This is a genomic window from Arcticibacter eurypsychrophilus (assembly GCF_001730525.1).
Classification (GTDB): Bacteria; Bacteroidota; Bacteroidia; order Sphingobacteriales; family Sphingobacteriaceae; genus Arcticibacter; species Arcticibacter eurypsychrophilus.
The window spans coordinates 15,954-40,382 of record NZ_MDFN01000013.1 but is presented as its reverse complement, the minus strand read 5'-3'; the positions used below and the strand labels follow the sequence as shown (position 1 = coordinate 40,382).

Below are 24,429 nucleotides of genomic sequence, written 5' to 3'. Positions count from 1 at the left end.
TTAATGATTTAAATGAACGGATTCGATTTCTTGCACAAACTTATCTGGTGTTTCATTGGGAAACCCATCCCATGATTTTAAAATCTTACCCTGTTCATCAATAAGCAGGGTATAGGGGAACTTTCCTTCGTTATTGTATTTTTCAGCCAGTGCCTCATTCTGTTTCACCTGATCTGCCGGAAGACGGTTCTTTTTTTGTCTAGGAAAATCAGCTCGCACCAATACAAGATGATCAGAGGCATATTTTTCAAATGTTTCCGATTCTAGAATCTCTTTGCGAAGACGAATACATGGACCACACCAATCTGAGCCTGAAAAGTTAAGTAAAATTAGTTTATGGGATGTTTTGGCTTCCTTTGTTGCCACATTAAAGTTTCCCAGCCATACGGTAGGTATGGTAAGCAAGGAGAATAGCGTTATAAATAATAGTTTCATGGTAGTATAGTTATTATTGTTTGTTAGCCAGTAATGTCTAGTCTGTTTAAGAAATTGCGGTTCTTTAATTATGAAAATCGAATAATGAAGTGGTGCAAATTTAGCTCATATGTGTATTTTAGCTCATATTGGAGTCGGTTACAGATTTGCTTTAAAATCGAGAGACCTAAACCGGTGCCTTCGGATGTTGTATCTTTATAAAAGCGTTCAAATATCTTAACCTCATCTAAACCACCATTTACACTCGTATTTGAAAAAATAAGTTCTGTAGCGGTTAAATTGATGTCTATTGATCCTGTGTCAATATTGTGTCTTATGGCATTACTGAAAAGATTGTTAAGTAAAATTTCGAGTAACTGTTGACTTATATATAGGGTAGTCGGTTCAAGATGAAGGTGAATAGTCAATTTTCTTTTCAAAATCAGTTCCTGAAAATGCAGGATTTTTTCTTCTATTGCCCTACTAATTAAAATATCCTCCTGGTCATTCAATAAATTATTATCAATTTTTACAAGCATCAACAAGGACTGATTTAATTTGGTCAGTCTCGACGTTGCTTTATACATGTCGGTCAAAAGCTCACTTTCTTCTCTGCCTAATAAATGGGATTGCAGCATCGTATCCAGTTTAGAATTAATTACCGCTAAAGGAGTCATCATCTCATGTGAAGCATTTTCTGTGAATAGTTTAATTTCTTTGTAGTCGGATTTTACTTTAGATGAAAGATCAATAAAAGCGCTATTGAGGTCACTGAATTCCTTTATAGAGGTTTTAACGGGCTTAAATGGAACATCCTGATTGACATTGAAGGCTTTAATGTTAATCAAGAGTTGTTTAAAAGGATTCCATAAACTTCTGATCATAAATCGGTTAACCAGTAAAAGGATAATTAGTAATGCTAGGACCGGTAATATGATAACCTTGAGAATGCTTTTAATCTGTTCTTCATTCTCTACTTTTGAAGCAATAATTGAAACCTTATATCGATCACCATTAAGCGTTATTGCGGACTGAAGATATCGACCCGTTTCCATTTGGTGCTTTTCTGTATTATAAAAAACAGTATCAGCAATGATTTTTGTATTACTTTTTTCAGCTGTCTTTTTATACTGGATAACAAGCTCTTCAAAAGTGTTTGGCTGGTATAAGTTATTTTTACCAGCTGTATATTGTTTTACTTCCAAGAGCTCTTCTTCTAGCTGATCATCCATCTGCCGGTTTAGATAGTAGCTCAATGTCCTGTGAAAAAGAAAACCTATGATGATGAATCCGGCAAAACTAATCATCAATAATACTCCGTTGTACCTGCTGAAAAGTTTCAAGATTCGACGAATTTGTAGCCTACTCCATAAATAGAATGAAAGTAGTCTTTACAACCAGCATCGGTTAACTTCTTTCTGATGTTTTTAATGTGGGTATAAATGAAATCAAAACTATCAGCCATATCAGCCTCATTACCCCAGATATGTACGGCGGCAGCAGACTTTGAGATCACTTTGGATTTATTGGACATGAAATATAAAAGCAAATCAAACTCTTTCCTTGTGAAATATACCTTTTGAGCGTTGACTTTGACTTCCATGGCTTGACTGTCGATCTCCAGTTCATTGAAAATGATCCGGTCATTACCATTAAACTGACGTCGTCTTATTATTGCCAGGATTCGGGCATATAACTCAGACAAGTGAAAGGGCTTCACGAGATAGTCATCAGCTCCTAAGCTCAGTCCTTCAATTCGCTGGTCTACAGCATCACGCGCTGAGATGATTAAAACGCCATCCGCCTTATTCATCTTTTTTAGAAATTTTAGTAACTGAAGTCCTTCTCCATCAGGGAGGGTTAAATCAAGCAATACGCAGTCGTACGCGTAAAGTGCGATTTTCTGATAGGCATTATTGTAGGTTGAAGCACAGTCACACACATTACCTTCTGAAATCAGGTATTGGTGTATACTTTTTTGTAAACTCTCTTCGTCTTCTACAATCAAAATCTTCATACATCCAAGATCGATACAAATTCTGTTGACAATTTGTAGTGTCTACTAATTTAACTTTTTTTAACTAATTGTCGGCGGGTATAAAAAAGCTTATATAGTTCAATCCACATTACTCCAGCAAAAGCAACAATAAGGCAAAGTAAAAGATCAAGTCCGTTTAAAGCCTCGAATTTAAAGATGTTTTGAATAGCTGGTGCGTAGATCGATAGAAAGAGCACGATTAATGAGAGGCCTATAATGATGGGAATAAATATGTTTTTGTATTGAATGGTAGTAATTACGGAATAGTAGAATGATCTGTTGGCAAAAGTTAGAAAAAGATTAGAAAAAATCAACGTAGTATATATTACGGTACGCACCAGTGTTTCGTTATGATCGTTCAGCATAAAATAATAACCGAGTCCTAAACAAGCAGCCGTAATAGCGAATCCCTGTATAATACTTACTGATAATTCTTTAAAGGAGAAAAAGGAAGAGCTCATTTTTCTTGGTGCCTTTTCCATTGATCCAGCTTCTATAGGTTCGTTTTCGAATACGATGGAACAAGTAGGACCCATGATGAGTTCCAGGAATATTACGTGTATTGGCGAAAAGATATCTGTGAATTTCCAAAAGAGCAAGAGCGGGAGTGTTACAATCAGAATAATTGGGATATGAATGGAAATAATATACTGAATGGCCTTTTTTAAGTTTTCATAAATCCTTCTGCCTAAAGCTACAGCATCGGTCATGTGACTCAAATCATCATCCATTAAAATTAGGGAAGCTGCACTTTTGGCTACTTCACTACCTCTCAAGCCCATAGCAATACCTATATGAGCTGCTTTAAGTGCTGGTCCATCATTTACACCATCTCCTGTCATAGCCACTACCTCGCCATTCGCTTTAAGAGCTTCGATTATTTTTAGCTTTGCTTCCGGAAACATGCGGGCATACATGTCCACCACTTTTACTTGCTGGCAAAGCGTGGTTTGATCCATATCCATGACTTCCTTACCGGTTAATACGGATGTACTATTTTTGAAGTGGATCTGATTAGCAATCGAAATTGCGGTCTCAGGGTAATCACCGGTAATCATTTTTACACTGATACCTGCCTGATAGAACTGCTTCAAAATTTTCTTCATATTTGCTTTCGGCGGGTCATAAAAAGCAATTAAACCAATGAAATCGAATTCGAATTCCTGTTGTGTGAGAGGTAAGCCGGATAAATCCTGATTTGATTTAGCTACAGCAAGTACTCTAAAGCCCTTTGATGCATAACTTTTTGTTTTGTTTACGATGCTGGCTTTCTGATCAGGAGACAAGTTGCATTGCTTCAATACACCTTCAACACTACCTTTCACTGCTATTATGGAAGTGCCTTTGTTATTGCTCAGCACATGGGTCATAATGGGTGGGGTTCCACTCAAAGGATACTCATGCATAAAAACGAAATCTTTCCTTTCATCTTTGGGAGCTACTTCTCCATAAACCTGGTGAATAGATTTCTCCATTTGATCAAAAGGATCAGTTTCTGATGCCCATAAAGCATATTCAAGAACCTTATTTAAGCTAAAAGCATCTTTTGTATAGTCGTAGTCTTTATCTGTCTCGAAATCATAGATTGCAGAGATCTGCATTTTATTCTCTGTAATAGTTCCTGTTTTATCAGCGCATATTACAGTGGCTGCACCTAGTGTTTCTACGGTATGAGGACTGCGGGCAATGACTCCTTTTTTATACAAATGATAGGCACCTAATGCCATGAAAGTGCTAAATGCTACCGGAATCTCTTCTGGCAATACGGACATGGCAAGCGTTAATCCATGAAGTAAGCCATGCAACAGATTACCTGACATATAGTAATTAACACCCCATACAGTGAGGAAAGCTATCAGTCCAAAAATAACCATGGAACGGATGAAACTTTTTATTTGAATTTGTAGAGGTGTTTTAGTGGTTTCGATTTCCTGAAGGGATTGTCCAATTTTACCTAGAGCTGTATTTTTTCCAATGACTTCAACACGAGCAATGCTGGAGCCAGACATGACTGTACTTCCCTGAAATAGTTGGTTATTCGGCTCATGTAAGTCTTTTGCAATGGCAAGTGACTCTCCGGTAAGTAAGCTTTCATTGACGGAAAAATCATTTGACTTTAAGATCTTTGCATCAGCAGGAACAATATTACCGTCTTCTACAATTACTAAATCGCCAATTACGAGTTCTTCGGTATCAATATTTGTGGTTACACCAGCCCTGATTACTTTAGCATGGGGGCTGGAGAGCTTTTTTAAAGAATCCACCGCATTTCTGCTTCTGTTTTCCTGAAACAGGGAGATAGCAGAAATGAAAAGCAATGCCACCAGCATGATGATGCCTTCTTGGTAATCGCCTAAGATAAAATAGATAGAGGCCGCGCAAACAAGGATAAAGAAAAGAGGCTCTGTTATTACATCTTTCACTATCTGCCAGAAAGGGTTTTTGTTTTCGGTGAAGGCTGAGTTAGCCCCATTTTTTAATCGACTGGCAACGACTTCTTCAGGAGACAATCCTTGTAAATCTATATTTTCTTCCATAATGATTATTGATAGGATGGTTTAGCTGCTTTTTGTAAAGGCTAATATAATTTGTGTTCAAATATTACAATCAAACCGATAAGAAAAGATATAAATAAGAGAACTTGGTGATTTACCGTTGGCCTATTTATTAGCTGTTTATGAGATTTATGATTTCTTTACTCTTCTTCCAATTTATAAAGGAATGTCCTTATATTGTCGGCAATCAGACAAGAAAACAGCAAATGCAGCAAGAACCCGCTATAAAAATAATGGTGTATGAGTTAAGGGACGATGAAAGGAAGGTGTTTGAAGACCTTGCTCAAGACCTTAATGTAGTGTATACTTTCAGTCATAAAATGTTAAATATGGATACCCTTCCATTAGCTCAAGGTTGTCAGGGCATTTGTATTCTTGGAATTGGTAAAATATCGGGTGATATTCTTCGCCAGATGAAAGAGATGAATATCCATTATCTGGCGACACGTTCTGTTGGGTTTAATAATATTGACATTGAAGTAGCAAGAAAGTTAAACATTAGGGTTAGTAATGCCGATTACGGACCTGATGGTGTGGCCGATTATACACTGATGCTGATTCTGATGTCGCTGAGAAAATACAAACAGGCTATGTTTCGGGGCAACGTTAACGATTATTCGTTAAAAGGACTTCAGGGGAAGGAAATGAAGGATATGACTGTGGGGATTATCGGAACAGGAAGAATTGGTGCAAGGGTTATTGACTTTCTTTCCGGATTTGGTTGTCGTGTACTGGCTTATGACCCTTATCCGCAAGACAAAGTAAAAGAAAAAGCAATCTATACTGATTTGGAGACGCTATACGAAGAATCGGATATTATTAGTTTACATGTTCCATTAATGGAACAAACTGTCAAAATGATTAACCGTAATTCGCTTTCAAAAATGAAAAATGGTGTAATTCTGGTTAATTGTTCCCGGGGTGAAATGATGAATATGCCTGATGTAATTGAAGGTATTGAAAAGGAGAAAATAGGGGCATTGGCTCTTGATGTGTTTGAAAACGAAGATGGGATTTATCATTTCGACAGAAGAACGGACATTATAATTAATAGGGATATGGCTTATATCAGGCAATTTCCAAATGTGATTATGACTCAGCACATGGCTTTCTATACTGAAAATGCGGTCAAAAGTATGGTGAGCTGCGGGGTTAAAAACCTTGTTTCCTTTATTAAAGAAGGTCGGGCCGATAATGAAATATAAAATAGCCAGCGGTTCTTAACTGACTCTGTAGGAGTAATTAAAAAGCAGCTGGCTATTTAAATGTTAGTTTAGTTATCTCTATTAAATGTGGCTATGATAGCGTCTACCCATATCGTATACATTTTTGCCGAATAATGCAATCCATCTGAAGCAACTAGTGAAGGATCGGATGTAACTTTTCTTGAAGCGGGAGTAATGTTCGTATAACTGGCTCCTCGTGCAAGTGTTTCTTCTCTATTAATGGCATTGAAAGCATCAATATCGGCTGAAACTTTAGCTTGATCTCTTCCACTCTTTTTTCCATAAGGGGTTAAACCCCAGTCTGGAACGGATATCACTGACACATGAGTGACCTTGCCATCAGCAAATTGAATTGCCGTGTTCAGCAGGTCACGAAACTGTGTGCGGTAGGTCGTTTTTGATAATCCTTGATATTGGTTGTTTACCCCAATCAATAAGCTGACAAAGTTGTACTTTCTGGTCAATTTAGCTGCTACAATGGCTTTCTGCAAATCACTGGTTGTCCAGCCTGTTTTAGCTATAACTGTCGGAACTTCAAAGTTTTTATTCTTTAAATTGAGTTTCGTAACAAGCTGGTAGGGGAAACTTTGTTGCTGACTTACCGATTCTCCTATGGTATAGGAATCGCCCAATGCAAGATAGTATTGCTTTGGCGGAGTTGTGGCTGATACAATAGTCGCAGATAGTTGCTGGTCATTCGTATTCAGGACAGGTGGTTCATTCTTGCTGCAACCCATTAATATAAAGAGCGACAGAATTACAGGTGTTATTTTCATCATAAAACAACTCACTTAAAATGGAATAGTTTGGGCAGTTTTATTGATCAAGTGTGTATTGTGTCTTTTGGTTTGTTTAGTTCTCAATTGGTAAGTAAAAGAAATTCAAACTTTTATGGGGATAAAATAGAAAATGGGTAAGCAGAAGAAAATAATTTGGCATTATAATGTGTTTGAATACCGTCAGTTCGAAATATAGGAACAGCAAATGTTATTGTCCAAAATGATGGTCAATTAATTGGAAAGCCAAAGTATTCGGTTTGCAAAAATCAGTATACTAATTAATTTCAGCTATTATATTACGCGGATCAATCAGTTCTGAAGGTATTTGTTGTTTCTCTGCAGCTAGGATACTCTCTTGTTCGCTTTCATTGGCAGGTGAGTATAGAATATAAAAGGCAAATTTTGCTTTTGCTATATCATCAGTGCCTGATAGATTAACATTGGAGAGACTGGTAATATTCGACTCAATTAGGTGTGCGTCTTTATTATCAGCAAGCCATTCATTTATTTCAGTTTGTAAGGTTGCTATAGTAGGTGCACTGAAAAGCTGGATCTTCTTCATTTCTTAAAGTCTGTGGTACAATTGACTTTATGAATGACGTATCAAGCTGCGATTTTGTTTGTTTCAATTTAATAAAGAAAAGGAGACCGTGTTTTTTGTAAAGAGGCACAGTCTGATTTTATAATGTTTTACATCTGAGGCTAGCTCAATTCGTTATAGTTACTTTAGATCTGAAGCTAAAAAAAAATAAACTAATATGTAATGGTTTGTTGTTGTATTTGAGAGGGAACGTCCCTGAATCCGTATTTTTGGTTACGTAACTGAGGTTCAAAACCTGCTTCTCTGATCGATTGTTGGATTCCTTCTGAAGTAAAGCGATGCGGTGCACCAGCTGCACTTACTACGTTCTCTTCTATCATGATGGAGCCAAAGTCATTTGCGCCACCATGAAGACAAATTTGTGCAACACTTTTACCTACTGTTAACCAGGATGCCTGAATGTTTTTTATGTTTGGAAGCATGATGCGGCTTAAAGCGAGCATCCGTATGTATTCATCTGCGGACACTTCATTTTTAATCCCTCTTACACGTTTAAGTAATGTTCCATCATCCTGAAAGGGCCATGGAATAAAGGCTATAAATCCTGGAGCTTCTGCTGGCTTTTCAGCTTGAACTTCTCTGATCCAAACTAAGTGTTCAAATCGTTCTTCAATGGTTTCAACATGTCCGAACATCATTGTAGCCGAAGTACCTAAACCTAATTGATGTGCTGCACGCATGACATCCAGCCATTCCTGACCACCACATTTGCCTTTAGAAATAAGCCGGCGGACACGGTCATTTAGGATCTCAGCTCCAGCACCTGGTAGTGAGTCTAATCCCGCAGCCATGAGTTCTTTTAAAACTTCGGTATGACTTAGTCCTTCCAGCTTGGCAACATGCGCAATCTCGGGAGGACCAAGGGAATGTAACTTTAAAGTAGGGTAGAGTTCTTTTAATTGTCTGAATAAATTAGAATAGAATGCCAAACCCAGATCGGGATGGTGTCCTCCCTGAAGAAGCAGCTGATCGCCTCCCAAGCGGAAAGTCTCTTCGATCTTGACTTTGTAGGTTTCAATATCGGTGATATAACTATCAGGGTGCCCAGGACGCCTAAAGAAATTGCAAAATTTACAGTTGGCAATACAAACGTTAGTGGTGTTTACATTACGATCGATTTGCCAGGTAACTTTACCATGTGGTACTTGTTTTTTACGGAGTTCATTAGCCGTGTACATTAACTCGGCAGTAGAAGCATTTTTATATAAGAAAACTCCTTCCTCTTGTGTTAGGAAATCGAAGGTTAACGCCCTCTTAAGCAGATCCTGGTTATTCATCCCTGCAAAGATACTGTGAGTTTAATCCATTTTTAGAAAAAATAACGATATGCGGTCATTAAAACGTCAATTAAGCGATATTAAGATGAATATGTTTGGCTATTTTTTCTGCGTGTTCGCGTGAATTTTCAATAAAATAATTGTGTGTATTCATTCCACCGCAAACTACTCCTGCCAGGTAAACATGGGGTATATTGGTTTCCATTGTTTCTTCATTGTGGGTGGGCAGTTGTTCATCATTAATCGAACATTCAACTCCCATATTCTTTAAGAAACTGAAGTTGGGAAGGTAGCCTGTCATGGCCAATACAAAATCGTTTGGTATGGTTACTTCACCTTCGGGAGTATTAATAATAACTTGATCAGGTGTTATTTCCTTTAGTGTGGAGTTATAATAGACTTTTATACTTCCTTCATTAATGCGGTTTATAATATCAGGCCGCACCCAGTACTTCACCCTGTTATTGATTTCTGATCCTTTGATGACCATGGTTACCTGTGCGGATTTGCGATAAGTTTCCAATGCGGCGTCAACGGATGAATTACTTGCGCCAACTACGACTACGTTTTGAAAAGCGTAATAATGGGGATCATTATAATAATGCTTTACCTTGGGAAGCTCTTCGCCGGGGATATTTAATTTCACAGGAACATCATAAAAGCCTGTCGAAATAATGATGTTCTTTGCCTGGTAAGAAGCTTTAGCTGTCTTTACAAAGAAATCTCCTTTCGTTTTTTGTACTTCAATTACTTCTTCAAACAAACGAACATTCAGATTATAATGGATTGTCGCCCTTCTGTAATATTCAAGTGCTTCAGCTCGTGTGGGTTTGTTGTTCACGGATACAAAAGGAATGTTTCCGATTTCCAGTTTTTCGGATGTAGAAAAGAAGGTCATGTTGACCGGATAGTTGTAGAGGGAGTTTACAAGGCAGCCTTTTTCAATTATCACATAGGAAAGGCCTTCGTTTTGGGCTTCTATTCCACAGGTTAAACCAATGGGACCGGCACCAATAATTAGAACATCAACAGGAATGGCGGATGAAGATATCATTGCGTTTATCTTTAAAATAGATAAATAACGTCCGTAATGAAATTACGGACGTGTAAGAAAATTAAGCAAGTACTTTAGCAGCAGCTTTATCATGATCAGCAAGGAACTGAGCTAGACCACTATCTGTTAAAGGATGTTTTAATAAAGCAGCAATAGCAGATAGGGGAGCAGTGATCACATCGGCTCCTACTAATGCACATTGAAGAATATGCATCGGGTGACGAACTGAAGCAGCAAGGATCTGAGTTTTGTACCCGTAATTGGCGTAAATAGTCTTAATATCTTTAATCAAGGCAACTCCGTCAGTAGAGATATCATCCAAACGTCCGATAAATGGAGAAACATAAGTTGCTCCGGCTTTCGCGGCAAGTAATGCTTGTCCAGCTGAAAATATCAAAGTACAGTTTGTTCTGATCCCTTTAGAAGTAAAGTATTTGATTGCTTTAACGCCTTCTTTGATCATAGGGACTTTAACTACAATTTTTGGATGTAGCTTAGCTAAGGCTTCGCCTTCAGCAATGATCTCATCAAATGTAACCGCAATAACTTCTGCGCTGACATCACCATCTGTAATTTCGCAAATGGCTTTATAGTGATTGATTACGTTCTCCTGACCAGTAATGCCTTCTTTTGCCATCAGGCTTGGATTCGTAGTCACTCCATCAAGTATTCCCATGTCATGGGCTTCCTTAATTTGTGCAAGGTTTGCAGTGTCGATAAAAAATTTCATGTTAATGTTTAATTTTAGTTAAGGATACAGGAGTCAGCAATAATCTTAATAGAGAAAACCCATGCAGCCCGGCTAAGTTAAAGCTTTGATAATTGGTTAGGAAGAATAATGTGGATTTTTAAGAAAAAAAAAGGGGCTAGCCCCTTCTATCGCACCGCTCAACTCTTTACCCTTGCTGTGTTCCCACCCTGGGGGAGTTCAAGAGGAGCTGGTCGTAGAAGACTAACCCTTGGGTCAAAGGTAATAATTTATATAAAACTAGAAAATGATTTTGAAAAAAAATATAAATACCTTATCTTGGATTATTATTTCATTCTATCACCATAGGATTCTGCGAGATTGTTTTGATAAATTGAATGAATTATTAATATTATAAAATACAGTATTTTATTTTAAAAACTTGTTAATAAAAGTTATGTTTGCTTTAGTTAACTTTAATTTAACGTAAGTATTGTTAAAGTGTCAACTTATAAGGTCAAAACCTTAAATCGTAATTTGTATTGTCTAATGAAACAAACTGAAAATGACCAGATGGGTTTATATCGCCCTGAATTTGAACACGATTCTTGTGGGGTAGGCTTTATTACTCATATCAACGGACAAAAATCACATAAGAATGTATCAGATGCGCTTACTATTCTTGAGAATATGGAGCATAGAGGAGCTTGTGGATGTGATCCTGATTCCGGAGATGGTGCCGGTATATTATTACAAATTCCACATGAATTTCTCATGGAGGAATGTATCTCACTTGATATTCATTTAACTGAACCCGGACACTACGGGGTGGGAATGATCTTTTTTCCAAAAGATCTTAATGAAAAGGAATCATGCCGTACCACTATTATTAGCGCTTCTGAACGATTAGGATTAACAATTCTTGGCTTCAGGTTGCTTCCTGTGGATCGATCTGTGGTAGGGCAGACTGCTTTGGCTGTTGAGCCTTCAGTGGAACAGCTATTTATAAGTCGTCCAGCCACTTCTTTAAGTGACGAGGATTTTGAACGGAAATTATATGTGTTCCGCCGATTGATTACTACATCAATCACCAATGAGGATTTTTATATTGCCTCTTTATCCAGTCGCATCATTGTATATAAAGGACAGTTGACTACTTACCAGTTGAGAACCTATTATCAGGATCTTCAGGACACCAGGCTTACATCAGCCTTTGGTATGGTACATAGTCGGTTTTCTACCAATACATTCCCTTCATGGAAGTTAGCTCAGCCTTTTCGGATTTTAGCTCATAATGGAGAAATAAATACACTAACAGGTAATCTAAACTGGTTTTATTCCGGGTTAAGGTCTTATGCTTCTTCTTATTTTTCGAAGGAAGAAATGGAGATAGTTCTTCCTGTTATTGATAAAGGTCAGTCTGATTCGGCTTGTCTGGATAATGTTGTGGAGCTCTTAGCGCATACCGGTCGCTCATTACCTCACGTGATGATGATGCTGGTTCCTGAGGCATGGGATGGCAATGAACAGATGGATCCGATCAAAAAGGCCTTTTATGAGTTTCATGCTACGTTAATGGAACCTTGGGATGGTCCTGCTGCATTAACTTTTACAGATGGTACGCAAATAGGTGCCTTGTTGGATAGAAATGGACTCCGTCCGCTTCGTTACGCAATCACAAATGATAAACGTATTATAGTAGCTTCTGAGGCCGGTGCTTTACCTATTGAAGAAAAGATCATTATTAAAAAAGGTCGTCTTCAACCTGGTAAAATGTTTTTGGTCAATCTCAAAGAAGGAAAGATCATCACTGATGACGAAATCAAGCATTCTATCGCTTCAAGTCAGCCTTATGGCGAATGGCTTGAAAACTATAAGATCAATATCGAGGATCTTCCTGAGCCAAGGGTGGCCTTTACTAATCTTTCTAACGATTCGGTATTAAAATATCAGCAGGTATTCGGGTACTCTCGTGAAGATATTGAAATCATCATTAAACCGATGGCACTTGATGGCAAGGAACCAATCGGGTCTATGGGTACTGATGTTCCATTGGCTGTTCTTTCTGATCGCCCTCAGCATATTTCCAGTTATTTTAAGCAATACTTTGCCCAGGTTACCAATCCACCAATTGACCCGATCCGGGAACGGATGGTCATGAGTCTGGCTACCTTTATCGGAAGCAATGGTAATTTACTGGACGAGGATAAAATGCATTGTCATGTTGTTGCGCTGAAGCAGCCTATCCTGACAAACTATGAACTGGAGAAATTGAGAAGTATCGATACCGGCATGTTTCATGCCAAAACTATTCAGACATACTTTAAGGCAGACGGTCAACCCGGAGCTTTAGAGAATGGCTTGCAGCGTTTGTGCCGTTATGCCGAGGATGCTGTAAATGATGGTTTTGAAGTACTTATACTTTCAGACCGGGCAATAGACTCCGAACATGCACCAATACCTTCATTATTAGCAGTTTCTGCCGTACATCATCATCTTATACGTCTTGGATTCCGAGGTCAGGTTGGTCTTGTTATAGAAGCCGGAGATGTTTGGGAAGTGCATCATTTTGCTTGTCTGTTAGCTTTTGGTGCAAGCGCAATCAACCCTTACCTGGCTCTTGCCTCTATTTATGCACTGAAAGATGAGAATAAACTAGAAACATCTTTAGAATATAAATATCTCGCTAAAAATTATATAAAAGCGATCTGTGATGGTTTGTTAAAGATTTTCTCTAAAATGGGAATTTCTACACTTCAATCCTACCAGGGTGCACAGATATTTGAAATTTTGGGGATCAATAAACAGGTTGTCGATCGTTATTTTTCCGGTGCGGTAACCCGTATAGGAGGTTTAGGTTTAGATGAGATTGCCAGGGAGAACCTTTTTAAACACAATCATGGTTTCGTTCATGCGAAGCCCGAAGAACAACTGCTTCCTGAAGGTGGTATTTATCAATGGAAACGTAGGGGAGAAGCACATTTGTTTAATCCTCAAACGGTTCACTTACTACAACAGGCGACTAAAACGAATGATTATTCTATTTACAAGCAATATGCGAAGCATATAAATGATCAGTCGAAGAAGATGTACACGCTGCGTGGCTTATTTGAGTTTGCGCATCATAGGGAACCTGTTCCGATTGAGGAAGTTGAGCCTATCGAATTAATCTTGAAAAGATTTGCGACAGGCGCCATGTCTTTCGGATCGATCTCTCATGAAGCACATAGTACAATGGCAATCGCAATGAATCGTATTGGTGGTAAAAGCAATACAGGTGAAGGTGGCGAAGATGATATGCGTTATACGCTGCTGCCAAATGGCGATTCCATGCGTTCCGCCATTAAGCAAGTGGCTTCAGGAAGATTCGGTGTGACATCGTATTATCTTTCGAATGCGGATGAGCTTCAAATTAAGATGGCTCAGGGCGCTAAACCTGGTGAAGGTGGACAGCTTCCTGGACATAAAGTAGACGAATGGATTGCAAAGGTCCGTCACTCTACTGCTGGTGTTGGTTTGATTTCTCCACCACCACATCATGATATTTATTCCATTGAAGATCTTGCGCAGTTGATATTCGACTTAAAGAATGCGAATCGTGATGCCAGGATTAACGTAAAGCTAGTTTCAAAAGCAGGCGTGGGAACTATTGCTGCAGGAGTTGCGAAAGCGCATGCAGATGTAATTCTAATAGCCGGATATGATGGAGGTACAGGTGCATCTCCTTTGAGTTCTATTAAACATGCAGGACTGCCTTGGGAACTTGGATTAGCAGAAGCACATCAGACACTGGTTCGTAATAAATTAAGAAGCAGGGTCGTATTACAAGCCGATGGCCAGCTTAAGACTGGAAGGGATATTGCCATTGCAGCACTTCTTGGAGCTGAAGAATGGGGTGTTGCTACATCTGCTCTGGTAGCAGGAGGGTGTATTATGATGCGTAAATGTCATCTTAATACCTGTCCGGTTGGCGTTGCTACTCAAGACCCTGAATTACGTAAGTTGTTTACCGGTAAACCCGAACATATTGTTAATCTTTTCCACTTCATAGCGCAAGAGCTGAGAGAGATCATGGCTGAACTTGGGTTCAAAACGATTAACGATATGGTTGGACGCTCTCAATTTTTAAAAGTACGTGAGGATAACACACATTGGAAGACTAAAACTTTAGATCTTTCTGCTATATTATTCCCGGTTACTAATCCTTCTCATCTTACTCTTTATAATAGTGAGTCTCAGGATCATGGTATGAGTGATATTCTGGATTGGAAGTTATTGGAGCATGCAAAGCAGGCATTGGAAAATAAAACTCCCGTGTTCGGATCTTTTGAATTAAGAAATACAAACCGGACCATTGGTACATTGCTTTCAAATGAGGTATCTAAAATCTATCATTCAGCAGGATTACCTGATAATACCATTAATTATAAGTTCACTGGATCTGCAGGACAAAGTTTTGGTGCATTTTGTGCTAAGGGTTTAAGTTTTGAGCTCGAAGGTGAAGCAAATGATTATGTAGGTAAAGGTTTGTCTGGAGCCAGACTTGCTATTTATCCATCATCGGAAAGTACACTTATACCAGAAGATAATATCATCATTGGTAATGTAGCTCTATACGGAGCAACTGCCGGAGAGCTATTTGTTCGCGGTCAGGCTGGTGAGCGATTTGCAGTACGTAATTCTGGTGCGGTAGCAGTGGTTGAAGGTGTTGGAGATCATGGTTGTGAATACATGACCGGAGGAAGAGCTTTAATCCTGGGTAAAACAGGACGTAACTTTGCTGCTGGAATGAGTGGTGGTATCGCCTGGGTTTACGACCTTGATGGCACTTTTGCAGAGAATTGCAATCCGGAAATGGTTGATCTGGATCCTTTAACTGGAGAAGATGAGGAAGAAATTCTTGCTTTGTTGAATACACATCTCAAGCTGACCCAAAGTCGCCTTGCTTTATTCCTGCTAAGTAACTGGAATGATGAAGCACGAAAGTTTATTAAAGTGTTTCCAAAAGAATATAAAAGAGTTTTACAACACGCACAATATCAACCAGTAAATTGATTATGGGGAAAATTACAGGTTTTAAAGAATTCACCAGGGAGCTTCCTTCAAAGAGATCACCTGAAGAACGTATTCAAGACTATAAAGAATTTAATACGATGTTTGCAGCTGATAAGCTGAATAATCAGGCTGCCCGTTGCATGAATTGTGGAATACCATTCTGTCATTCAGGCTGCCCACTTGGCAACATTATACCTGAATTCAATGATGCTGTTTATAAGGAAAATTGGGAAGAAGCATATACTATTTTGTCTTCAACCAATAATTTTCCTGAGTTTACAGGGCGAATCTGTCCTGCTCCATGTGAATCTTCATGTGTTTTGGGTATTAATAAGCCTGCGGTAACCATTGAGGAAATTGAAAAGCACATTATTGAAATAGCCTATTCAAAAGGATTGGTTAAACCTAAAGTGCCTTTAATCCGTTCAGGAAAAACGATCGCTGTAATAGGATCAGGTCCTGCAGGTTTAGCTGCCGCTGCACAACTTAATAAAGCGGGTCATTTGGTAACCGTTTTTGAGAGAGATGACCGTGCAGGGGGACTACTTCGTTATGGCATACCTGACTTTAAATTGGAGAAATGGGTTGTAGAGCGTCGAATTCAGATCATGCGGGAAGAAGGTGTTGTGTTTAAATGCAATACAGAGGTTGGTGTACATATATTAGCTGACGAATTACTACGTGATTTTGATGCTATTGTATTGGCCGGTGGTTCTACTATGCCTCGTAATTTACCAGCTCCGGGAAGGGAATTAAAAGGTGTTTATTATGCTATGCAATTCCTTAAACAACAGAATAAACGGGTAAGCGAACTTGAAGTACAGGGGGAAGAAATTCTTGCTACCGGAAAAGATGTTATCGTAATTGGTGGAGGTGATACAGGATCGGATTGTGTAGGAACATCTAACAGACAAGGTGCTAAGTCTATTATTCAATTTGAATTGATGCCTGTGCCTCCTGCATCCCGTACAGAAAGCATGCCATGGCCTACTTACCCAATGATTCTTAAAACCACATCTTCTCATGAAGAAGGTTGCAACCGTTCATGGAGTGTAAATACGAAGGAATTTGTTGGAGATGAGAATGGTAATCTGACTGGAATTCGTATCGTAGATGTACTATGGGAAACTGACGTTTTTGGCAGACCAATAAAGTTTGCTGAAGTGGAAGGATCTGAACGTGTATTACCTGCCCAGCGTGTATTCCTTGCCATGGGTTTCTTATTTCCTCAAAAGGTGGGATTACTGGAACAACTAGGAGTGGAGCTAGACGAACGTGGAAATGTACGTGCCCAGGAAGGTGTCTATCAAACGAGCGTAAATAAAGTTTTTGCTGCCGGAGATATGCGCCGTGGACAGTCACTTGTTGTTTGGGCCATTTCTGAAGGTCGTGAAGCAGCCAGAAGAGTAGACCAGTTTCTTTCTGGTTATACCTCTCTTGAAAGTAAAGATGCTGAAAGCATGTACGCTTAGTTTTTTAACTTTAAAAACTATAAAATATAAATTGGTTCTAAACAAAAAATGCTGCTTTCGAGAGAAAGCAGCATTTTTTGTTTAGAACCTTCTAAGGTTAAGCTTTTGATAACTTAACATAAAAGTCCCACAGAACGATACCCGCTGATACCACAATATTAAAAGAATGTTTAGTGCCAAATTGAGGGATTTCAATACAGGTATCTATATTATCCATCACTTCTTCAGAAACACCGTTTACCTCATTTCCGAATACCAAAGCATATCTTTTATCAGGCATTGGACTATACTCGTCCAAACTGATACTATTATTGGCCTGTTCTAGTGCAATGATGGTTAGCCCATCAGCTTTAAGCGAGGTAATGGCCTCTAGTGTGGAGTCAAAGTGTATCCATTCGACAGATTGAGTCGCTCCAAGTGCCGTTTTCTCAATCTCACGGTGAGGAGGCTGACCTGTAATTCCACAAAGAACAATTTTCTCTACTGCAAAGGCATCTGATGTACGAAAAATAGAGCCCACATTATGCATGCTTCTTACATTATCCAGGACAATGGTAAGAGGCAATTTTTTTTGTTTTTTAAATTCATCAACGCTTACCCTGTTGAGTTCATCCAATTTGAGTTTATGCATTTCTTAATTAAAGTTCAACTACACCAGTACCAATTTCAGAACTGTATACTGAAGGCGCGTATCCAATTTTAGCAGTATAATAGTCAGTAACTGACTTACTGAAATCGTCAAATTGATTTTTCTTGACCAATGCAATGGCACAACCTCCAAATCCGGCACCAGTCATTCTTGCTCCTGTAACACCATCATAGGTTTTACAAAAATCAACAACAGTGTCAAGCTCAACCCCTGATACCTCATAAAGGGTCTTTAACGACTCATGAGAAGCATACATCAGTACACCAAACTCAGCTAGTTTATGAGCGGCCAATGCTTTAGCTGCATCAATTACACGGTCATTTTCTTCCACAACGTGTTTAGCCCTGTTTTGAACAATAGGATTTTTAATCAGGTCCTTATGCTGATTAAATGTATCAGTATGAATTTCGCATAGATTCTCTATTTTAAGTACGGATTGCAGAGCCTGCAGGGCCTCCTGACATTCACTTACCCGTTCGTTGTATTTCGACTCTGCCAGTTTGCGTGGCTTATTGGTATTAATAATAGCGAGCAGATGATCAGCAAGATCACATTCTACAGCTTCATAATCCAAGGTCTCACAATCCAACTTCAAGGCTTTATTTTTTTCACCGAATGTCACAGCAAATTGATCCATGATACCTGAATTCACACCAATGAATTCATTTTCCACTTTTTTAGCGATCTTGACTAAATCAAGTTTTGAATATCCGGAGTTAAAAATAGTGTTAAGGGCATAAGCCATGACTACTTCAACAGAAGCAGAGGAAGAAAGACCTGCACCAATAGGTAAATCCCCATAAAACAACAGATCGAGTCCATGGACATTTTTTCCACCTACAAGAAAATTATGAATTACACCTAATGGATAATTATACCATTCTTTTCCTGTTCGTTCATAGTCGTCCTGTAATGGAATCTCCAATACATCCTCAAAATTAGTACTGTGGAAGCGAAAGATTCCCTCTTTATTTGGAGCAATTAAGAGGTAAGTTCCAAAAGTTACAGCGCAAGGCATAACCAGTCCACCATTATAATCAATATGTTCCCCAATAAGGTTTACACGTCCAGGAGCAAAGAAAGTATTTTGGCTTTGTTGTCCAAATAGTTCAGAAAATTTTAATTTAAGGTTATCTAACATGGCTTTATTACTGATAATGGCAAATGTAATAATTTACTTGGTTTTCGGAATCATTAGTGTAATTAAAACACTAAGCCTCAGCAACCATTAGCCAAATTAAAATGCTGCATGTCAGGAATGATTAACGTGATAAAATCTGAAGTTTTACCAATAGAAATGACCAATTAAAATATTGAGCATGAGCATTTATTAATAGAATTAAATTTTATTCTTGGGTATTGATTAGTCTGATTTAGATACCTTAAAATGTGGTTTTTTCTTATTGGAGGAATTACGGACAATCAAAATTGGATCCAGCACAATTTGCTCCGGATGATCCTCCAAGGTATCATTCTTAATCTGTTTCAAGAATAATTTAGCAACCTCTCTTCCCATAGTGAGCGTTTGCTGATCAATTGTAGATAGGTTAGGAGTAACCAGACTTCCAAAAGATTCATTAGCAAAGCCAATTACACCAACTTCCTTCGGAATGTTTACCTTATATTCCAGTAATTGCTGCATGACACCCATTGCCGTAAAATCTTCTAATGCAAACACTGCATCAAAGTTTAAACCATTTATTTTTGCTTCCTGAATAACCTGTTTACCAAAGGCAAGAGAAAAGTTGCCCTTTATAATAAGATTTTCATCTATCTTCAAATTATAATGCAGTAAAGCATCTATATATCCACGTAATCGTTCTTTAAATATGGCAATATCCTGCTCAGCCGTAATGTGTAAAATACGTTTATATCCCTGTTTAATCAAATGTTCTGTCGCAATAAATCCTCCTTTATAATCATCAATCGTTACAGAAGGAACAGATAACTGTGTAGGGATACGGTCAAAAAACAGTAAGGGAGTTTTACGGGTAATGATTTCCTGATAATGCTCAACGTGCGTGGTTTCAGTAGAGATGGAGGCAATAATACCGTCTACCCTGGATTGTAAAAATGTTTCAATTCCATTTTTTTCCTGTTCCAGCTTTTCATTGGATTGATATAATAATATGTTATAGCCGTTGGCATTCATCACCTGCTCAATACCGTACACAACTGAACTGAAAAAGGTGACCTGTAAGCTTGGAACCAGCACACCGATCACATTGCTTTTGCCTGATCTTAACGAAGAAGCTATTTTGTTTTGCCTGTAATTTAGGCGTTCTGCTGTCTCTCTTACAGCCATTTTAGTTTTGGCACTAATTGCTGGATGATCGTTCAATGCCCGGGCAACAGTAGAAAATGTGATACCCAGCTCTTTTGCTATATCTAAAATTGTAATTTTTTTCATTTAAGCTAATGGCCTATATGCCGTTTTATTGCTCTGTTTTTTAAAACAAAAATATTTTTTTAAAGGTATACAATAAAATTGTATGCCCTTTTAGATGATTTTTTTTTCTAATATCAGAATTTATTTTTACAATTGCGCTAACGTTGGCATTATCAACCACCAATATAAAGAAATGTTATTATTAGGAATCGATGTAGGCACCTCGTCCATTAAAGTTTCGGTAGTGGATCCGGCAACCCAAAAAACAATTAGTTCGGTTCAGTATCCGGAAACAGAGACTGAAATTAACTCGCCACAACCCGGTTGGGCAGAGCAATCACCCGAAATGTGGTGGGAGCATGTCTCTCAGGCTATCTTAAAGATTAATGCCTTAGGTTCATTCGATCCCAAGGATATTGGGGCGATTGGTATTGCTTACCAGATGCATGGCCTAGTAGTTGTCGATCAACAACAGCAGGTACTTCGTGATTCAATCATATGGTGTGACAGCCGTGCTGTTGAAATTGGAAATGCCGCTTTTGACGCAATAGGGGAAGAAAAGAGTCTTTCCCATCTGTTAAATTCTCCTGGAAACTTTACTGCTTCAAAATTAGCATGGGTAAAAGAGAATCAGCCAGAGATTTACGCCAAAATAGATAAAGTGATGTTGCCCGGCGATTTCATTTCCATGAAGTTAACCGGAGATATAACCTCCAGTCCTTCCTCTTTATCCGAAGGCATCTTCTGGGATTTCCAAAATGACCAGCTGTCTGAAGATATTTTAAATTACTTTGGATTTGACAAAAAACTATTTCCACCAGTGAAACCTGTTTTTTCTGAACATGGTTACCTGAAAGAAATCATTGCAGAGCAGTTATCGCTTCGTAAAGGAATTCCTGTAAGCTACAAATCCGGAGATCAGCCTAATAATGCCTTATCGTTAAATGTGCTGCAGCCAGGAGAAGTAGCCGCCACTGCAGGTACATCCGGCGTGATTTATGGTGTAAGTGATCAGTTGTCCTACGATCCCCAATCGCGCGTGAACACCTTTGCTCACGTCAATCATTCTTCAGAAAACAAAAGGCTCGGCGTACTTTTATGCATTAACGGCACCGGAATTTTAAACCGTTGGGCAAAGAATACGTTTGGCCATGGATTAAGCTATGCGGATATAAATCATAAAGCAGGGGCAATTGCCATCGGATCAGCAGGATTGCGTATCCTCCCTTTTGGCAACGGCGCAGAACGCATGCTAAATAATAAGCTGATAGGGGCACAGTTTCATCATATTGACTTAAACCTGCACACCGCTGACCATATTTTTAGAGCCGTTCAGGAAGGTATTGCATTTGCTTTCCGTTATGGTCTTGATATCATGAGGGAGAATGGCATGTATCCTACTGTGATCCGTGCCGGTAAAGCAAACCTGTTTCAAAGTGCACTTTTTGCTGAAGCATTTGTCAATGCGACGAATGTTCCCGTAGAATTATACGATAACGATGGAAGTGTAGGTGCTGCCCTTGGTGCAGGAATAGGAGTAGGGGTCTTTGGATCTGAAAAAGAAGCCTTTCAAAATAACAAAGCAATTCAACTGATTGAACCGGGCAAGTCTGAATTTTATGAACCTGTTTATCAGGACTGGAAAAAAATACTACAAGAACAATTAATTATAAAATAATATACGATGGGAAATGTAATTACTGGCGAAAAAGAATTCTTCAAAGGAATCGGCCAGATCCAATTCGAGGGATTAGAATCAGACAATCCACTGGCATTCAGATGGTACGATGAGAATCGTGTTGTTGCCGGAAAAACACTTAAAGATCATTTTAAATTTGCCTGTTCGTACTGGCATTCATTCAATGGTACAGGAGCAGATCCATTTGGTGGTGCATCACACATCTTTCCCTGGGATGAGAAAACGGATGTAATTGAACGTGCTAAAGATAAAATGGATGCAGCGTTTGAGTTTATTACCAAGATGAACTTGCCTTATTACTGTTTCCATGATGTAGATTTAGTGGACTATGGCAATGACGTAGTAGAAAACGAACGTCGTTTAGCTGCAATTGTGGAGTATGCAAAAGAAAAACAGGCAGAAAGTGGAGTGAAACTTTTATGGGCTACAGCCAACTTGTTTTCTCACCGCCGTTACATGAACGGAGCCTCAACTAATCCTGATTTTCATGTGCTAGCTCACGGAGCAGCCCAGGTTAAAGCTGCTTTGGATGCTACTATCGCACTTAAAGGCGAGAATTATGTATTTTGGGGTGGTAGAGAGGGATACATGTCCTTGCTTAATACCAATATGAAACGCGAACAGGAACATCTCGCTGGTTTCCTTCATTCTGCAAAGGATTATGCACGTGCGAATGGTTTTACAGGTACTTTTTTCATAGAACCAAAGCCATGCGAACCTTCTAAGCACCAATATGATTATGATGCCGCAACAGTTTTGGGCTTTTTACAAAAGTATGATCTGATGGGCGACTTTAAGATTAATCTGGAAGTCAATCACGCAACTTTAGCTGGCCATACCATGCAGCATGAAATGCAGGTTGCTGCAGATGCAGGATTACTAGGTTCATTGGATGCAAACAGAGGCGATTATCAAAATGGATGGGATACGGATCAATTCCCAAATAATGCAGGTGAACTTACTGAATGTATGTTGGTCTTTCTTGAAGCAGGTGGACTGCAGGGTGGAGGCGTTAATTTTGATGCTAAGATCAGAAGAAATTCCACAGACAGAGAAGATCTATTCTATGCGCACATTGGCGGTATGGATACTTTTGCACATGCATTGATTGCAGCGGATGCTATTCTACAAAAATCTGATTATAAAAAAGTAAGAGAAGATCGTTATGCATCTTTTGATTCGGGTAAAGGCAAGGCTTTTGAAGAAGGTAAGCTAACGCTGCAAGATTTGAGAGATTATGCAATCGAAAATGGCGAGCCAGCAACTATTAGCGGCAAGCAGGAATACATGGAGAATGTCATAAACAGATATGTTTAGGTGATAATCTAATCAAGCGAAATAGCTCTTTAATTACCTATTTTGTTTATCAAAAGAGGCTGGATCATCAAAGATTTCAGCCTTTTTTGATAAATAGAAACCTCTGAAATGCCAAAGCCATTATACTATCTTTGATGCCCACACCTCAAATAATTGTAATTGGCAAATGATTTATATTCTTCTCAGCATAACTTGCAATATAGTCGTATCCATCCTGCTTAAATTAGCTCGAAGATATGAAATTAGCGTCCCTCAGGCTATTGTATGGAATTATGCAGTTGCATCCCTGCTTACCTATGCGTTTTACCGGCCCTCTTTCAGCGCAATTAACTGGGCTTCAGCACCCATAAATATTTTTGTATTACTCGCTATCCTGCTACCTTCCCTTTTTATCATCCTTGGGCTTTCAGTGCGGTACACTGGAATTGTTCGAACAGATCTGGCACAGCGGCTTTCCTTATTCATTCCGTTAGTATTTACCTTTCTTATCTTAAATGAGCCGGTTTCAATCCTGAAATCTGTTGGAATCAGTATTGGTTTTATAGCTATTATATGCACGATCCCATGGCATAAGACACCTCTTAAAAATACAGGTGCTGTTTTAAACTGGCTTTATCCCCTGTTGGTATTTGTTGGAATGGGCATCATCGATCTGTTTTTTAAACAAATAGCGGCACTTACGTTGATCCCCTATACTACGTCTTTGTTCATAATCTTTCAGCTTGCTTTTGCAATTGCCGTACTTGTTTTGGTCATCGCTATACTAATCGGTAAGACTACATTCAGAATAATTAATCTATTTTGTGGAATCATTTTGGGCGTTTTCAACTTTGGGAACATTCTGTTTTATTTAAAAGCTCATAGAGCTTTACCGGACAATCCCTCAGTCGTTTTTTCTGCAATGAATATTGGTGTGATCATAGTGGGTGCACTGATAGGAGTTTATTTATTTAAGGAAAAGCTGAGCAAGATCAACAAAATCGGAATAGCGCTGGCTATAATTGCTATTTTTATTATTTATCGGGCTCAATAAGCATCTGGAAAGCATATTGAAATTAAATAGGTAAATATCGGGACATTGCTATGATATAACAATCAAAAGGTATTATATCATACATTGTCAAAATCTAGCTTCATCATGCTCGTGTATACGGTTGTCAGCCTCCATGATCATGCTGTTGGTTGAACCTACTTTTATCAGATTTCTCCCATAGTA

General features: G+C 38.7%; 18 protein-coding genes and 1 other RNA gene. 6 read left to right on the top strand and 13 right to left on the bottom strand.

The genetic code is table 11. The features are described 5' to 3' along the window. The 4 genes from BFL47_RS08700 to BFL47_RS08685 all read right to left on the bottom strand — a co-directional run bounded on the left by BFL47_RS08700 (nt 1) and on the right by BFL47_RS08685 (nt 4,989). A complete protein-coding gene (locus BFL47_RS08700; protein ID WP_069659402.1) occupies nt 1-435 on the bottom strand; it encodes a thioredoxin family protein in 435 nt (144 codons plus the stop codon). 68 nt (nt 436-503) lie between these two features. Further along, nucleotides 504-1,757 carry a sensor histidine kinase gene (locus tag BFL47_RS08695; protein ID WP_211480956.1) on the bottom strand — a complete coding sequence of 418 codons (1,254 nt, stop codon included), beginning with the start codon at nt 1,755-1,757 and terminating at the stop codon, nt 504-506. Beyond that, nucleotides 1,754-2,431: a response regulator transcription factor gene (locus tag BFL47_RS08690; RefSeq protein ID WP_069659401.1), complete on the bottom strand. Its 678-nt coding sequence runs from the start codon at nt 2,429-2,431 to the stop codon at nt 1,754-1,756. Before BFL47_RS08690 ends, BFL47_RS08695 begins: the two co-directional genes overlap by 4 nt. A gap of 50 nt (nt 2,432-2,481) precedes the next feature. Continuing rightward, complete coding sequence (locus tag BFL47_RS08685) at nt 2,482-4,989, bottom strand: cation-translocating P-type ATPase (protein WP_069659400.1); 2,508 nt, start codon at nt 4,987-4,989, stop codon at nt 2,482-2,484. 224 nt (nt 4,990-5,213) lie between these two features. On the opposite strand from BFL47_RS08685, the gene BFL47_RS08680 reads away from it, so the two are divergent. Continuing rightward, nucleotides 5,214-6,212 (top strand): D-isomer specific 2-hydroxyacid dehydrogenase family protein, encoded by a 999-nt coding sequence (locus tag BFL47_RS08680; protein ID WP_139125797.1) that lies wholly within the window; start codon nt 5,214-5,216, stop codon nt 6,210-6,212. A gap of 68 nt (nt 6,213-6,280) precedes the next feature. On the opposite strand, the gene BFL47_RS08675 is transcribed toward BFL47_RS08680, so the two are convergent. The 6 genes from BFL47_RS08675 to ffs all read right to left on the bottom strand — a co-directional run bounded on the left by BFL47_RS08675 (nt 6,281) and on the right by ffs (nt 10,903). Further along, entirely contained in the window at nt 6,281-7,012 is a 732-nt protein-coding gene (locus BFL47_RS08675) for an SGNH/GDSL hydrolase family protein (RefSeq protein ID WP_245681330.1), read from the bottom strand. Nucleotides 7,013-7,286: 274 nt separating this feature from the next. After that, entirely contained in the window at nt 7,287-7,574 is a 288-nt protein-coding gene (locus BFL47_RS08670) for a hypothetical protein (protein WP_069659399.1), read from the bottom strand. Nucleotides 7,575-7,765: 191 nt separating this feature from the next. Beyond that, nucleotides 7,766-8,890 (bottom strand): cyclic dehypoxanthinyl futalosine synthase, encoded by a 1,125-nt coding sequence (gene mqnC / locus BFL47_RS08665; protein ID WP_069659398.1) that lies wholly within the window; start codon nt 8,888-8,890, stop codon nt 7,766-7,768. A gap of 70 nt (nt 8,891-8,960) precedes the next feature. Beyond that, nucleotides 8,961-9,944 (bottom strand): YpdA family putative bacillithiol disulfide reductase, encoded by a 984-nt coding sequence (locus BFL47_RS08660; protein WP_069659397.1) that lies wholly within the window; start codon nt 9,942-9,944, stop codon nt 8,961-8,963. Between the two features lie 61 nt (nt 9,945-10,005). Next, a complete protein-coding gene (fsa, locus tag BFL47_RS08655; protein ID WP_069659396.1) occupies nt 10,006-10,674 on the bottom strand; it encodes a fructose-6-phosphate aldolase in 669 nt (222 codons plus the stop codon). Nucleotides 10,675-10,804: 130 nt separating this feature from the next. Beyond that, an RNA gene (gene ffs / locus BFL47_RS08650) (signal recognition particle sRNA small type) lies at nt 10,805-10,903 on the bottom strand. 278 nt (nt 10,904-11,181) lie between these two features. On the opposite strand from ffs, the gene gltB reads away from it, so the two are divergent. Beyond that, nucleotides 11,182-15,687: a glutamate synthase large subunit gene (gltB, locus tag BFL47_RS08645; protein ID WP_069659395.1), complete on the top strand. Its 4,506-nt coding sequence runs from the start codon at nt 11,182-11,184 to the stop codon at nt 15,685-15,687. A gap of 2 nt (nt 15,688-15,689) precedes the next feature. Continuing rightward, nucleotides 15,690-17,159 carry a glutamate synthase subunit beta gene (locus BFL47_RS08640; protein ID WP_069659394.1) on the top strand — a complete coding sequence of 490 codons (1,470 nt, stop codon included), beginning with the start codon at nt 15,690-15,692 and terminating at the stop codon, nt 17,157-17,159. 97 nt (nt 17,160-17,256) lie between these two features. Here BFL47_RS08640 and BFL47_RS08635 read toward each other — a convergent pair whose 3' ends face one another. From BFL47_RS08635 to BFL47_RS08625, 3 genes are all read right to left on the bottom strand, one after another. Beyond that, nucleotides 17,257-17,790 (bottom strand): RNA methyltransferase, encoded by a 534-nt coding sequence (locus BFL47_RS08635; RefSeq protein WP_069659393.1) that lies wholly within the window; start codon nt 17,788-17,790, stop codon nt 17,257-17,259. Between the two features lie 7 nt (nt 17,791-17,797). After that, nucleotides 17,798-18,949 (bottom strand): galactokinase, encoded by a 1,152-nt coding sequence (locus BFL47_RS08630; RefSeq protein ID WP_069659392.1) that lies wholly within the window; start codon nt 18,947-18,949, stop codon nt 17,798-17,800. A gap of 222 nt (nt 18,950-19,171) precedes the next feature. Further along, the gene (locus BFL47_RS08625; RefSeq protein ID WP_069659391.1) at nt 19,172-20,218 is read right to left on the bottom strand and encodes a LacI family DNA-binding transcriptional regulator; all 1,047 of its coding nucleotides are present in this window, start codon (nt 20,216-20,218) and stop codon (nt 19,172-19,174) included. Between the two features lie 172 nt (nt 20,219-20,390). Here BFL47_RS08625 and BFL47_RS08620 point away from each other — a divergent pair, with 172 nt between their 5' ends. From BFL47_RS08620 to BFL47_RS08610, 3 genes are all read left to right on the top strand, one after another. Next, nucleotides 20,391-21,875, top strand: coding sequence for a xylulokinase (locus tag BFL47_RS08620; protein ID WP_069659464.1), 1,485 nt, complete (start codon nt 20,391-20,393; stop codon nt 21,873-21,875). Nucleotides 21,876-21,881: 6 nt separating this feature from the next. Beyond that, nucleotides 21,882-23,213: a xylose isomerase gene (xylA, locus tag BFL47_RS08615; protein ID WP_069659390.1), complete on the top strand. Its 1,332-nt coding sequence runs from the start codon at nt 21,882-21,884 to the stop codon at nt 23,211-23,213. A 166-nt stretch (nt 23,214-23,379) separates the two neighbouring features. Next, the gene (locus tag BFL47_RS08610) at nt 23,380-24,246 is read left to right on the top strand and encodes a transporter (protein WP_069659389.1); all 867 of its coding nucleotides are present in this window, start codon (nt 23,380-23,382) and stop codon (nt 24,244-24,246) included. The last annotated feature ends 183 nt before the right edge of the window (nt 24,247-24,429 follow it).

What these genes read in the sequence shown, in the direction of transcription:
- BFL47_RS08635 (WP_069659393.1), bottom strand. Translation starts at nt 17,790, where the DNA reads ATGCATAAACTCAAATTGGATGAACTCAACAGGGTAAGCGTTGATGAA.
- BFL47_RS08690 (WP_069659401.1), bottom strand. Translation starts at nt 2,431, where the DNA reads ATGAAGATTTTGATTGTAGAAGACGAAGAGAGTTTACAAAAAAGTATA.
- BFL47_RS08620 (WP_069659464.1), top strand. Translation starts at nt 20,391, where the DNA reads ATGTTATTATTAGGAATCGATGTAGGCACCTCGTCCATTAAAGTTTCG.
- mqnC (WP_069659398.1), bottom strand. Translation starts at nt 8,890, where the DNA reads ATGAATAACCAGGATCTGCTTAAGAGGGCGTTAACCTTCGATTTCCTA.
- xylA (WP_069659390.1), top strand. Translation starts at nt 21,882, where the DNA reads ATGGGAAATGTAATTACTGGCGAAAAAGAATTCTTCAAAGGAATCGGC.
- BFL47_RS08675 (WP_245681330.1), bottom strand. Translation starts at nt 7,012, where the DNA reads ATGATGAAAATAACACCTGTAATTCTGTCGCTCTTTATATTAATGGGT.
- gltB (WP_069659395.1), top strand. Translation starts at nt 11,182, where the DNA reads ATGAAACAAACTGAAAATGACCAGATGGGTTTATATCGCCCTGAATTT.
- BFL47_RS08630 (WP_069659392.1), bottom strand. Translation starts at nt 18,949, where the DNA reads ATGTTAGATAACCTTAAATTAAAATTTTCTGAACTATTTGGACAACAA.
- BFL47_RS08640 (WP_069659394.1), top strand. Translation starts at nt 15,690, where the DNA reads ATGGGGAAAATTACAGGTTTTAAAGAATTCACCAGGGAGCTTCCTTCA.
- BFL47_RS08660 (WP_069659397.1), bottom strand. Translation starts at nt 9,944, where the DNA reads ATGATATCTTCATCCGCCATTCCTGTTGATGTTCTAATTATTGGTGCC.
- BFL47_RS08670 (WP_069659399.1), bottom strand. Translation starts at nt 7,574, where the DNA reads ATGAAGAAGATCCAGCTTTTCAGTGCACCTACTATAGCAACCTTACAA.
- BFL47_RS08680 (WP_139125797.1), top strand. Translation starts at nt 5,214, where the DNA reads ATGCAGCAAGAACCCGCTATAAAAATAATGGTGTATGAGTTAAGGGAC.
- BFL47_RS08610 (WP_069659389.1), top strand. Translation starts at nt 23,380, where the DNA reads ATGATTTATATTCTTCTCAGCATAACTTGCAATATAGTCGTATCCATC.
- fsa (WP_069659396.1), bottom strand. Translation starts at nt 10,674, where the DNA reads ATGAAATTTTTTATCGACACTGCAAACCTTGCACAAATTAAGGAAGCC.
- BFL47_RS08700 (WP_069659402.1), bottom strand. Translation starts at nt 435, where the DNA reads ATGAAACTATTATTTATAACGCTATTCTCCTTGCTTACCATACCTACC.
- BFL47_RS08685 (WP_069659400.1), bottom strand. Translation starts at nt 4,989, where the DNA reads ATGGAAGAAAATATAGATTTACAAGGATTGTCTCCTGAAGAAGTCGTT.
- BFL47_RS08625 (WP_069659391.1), bottom strand. Translation starts at nt 20,218, where the DNA reads ATGAAAAAAATTACAATTTTAGATATAGCAAAAGAGCTGGGTATCACA.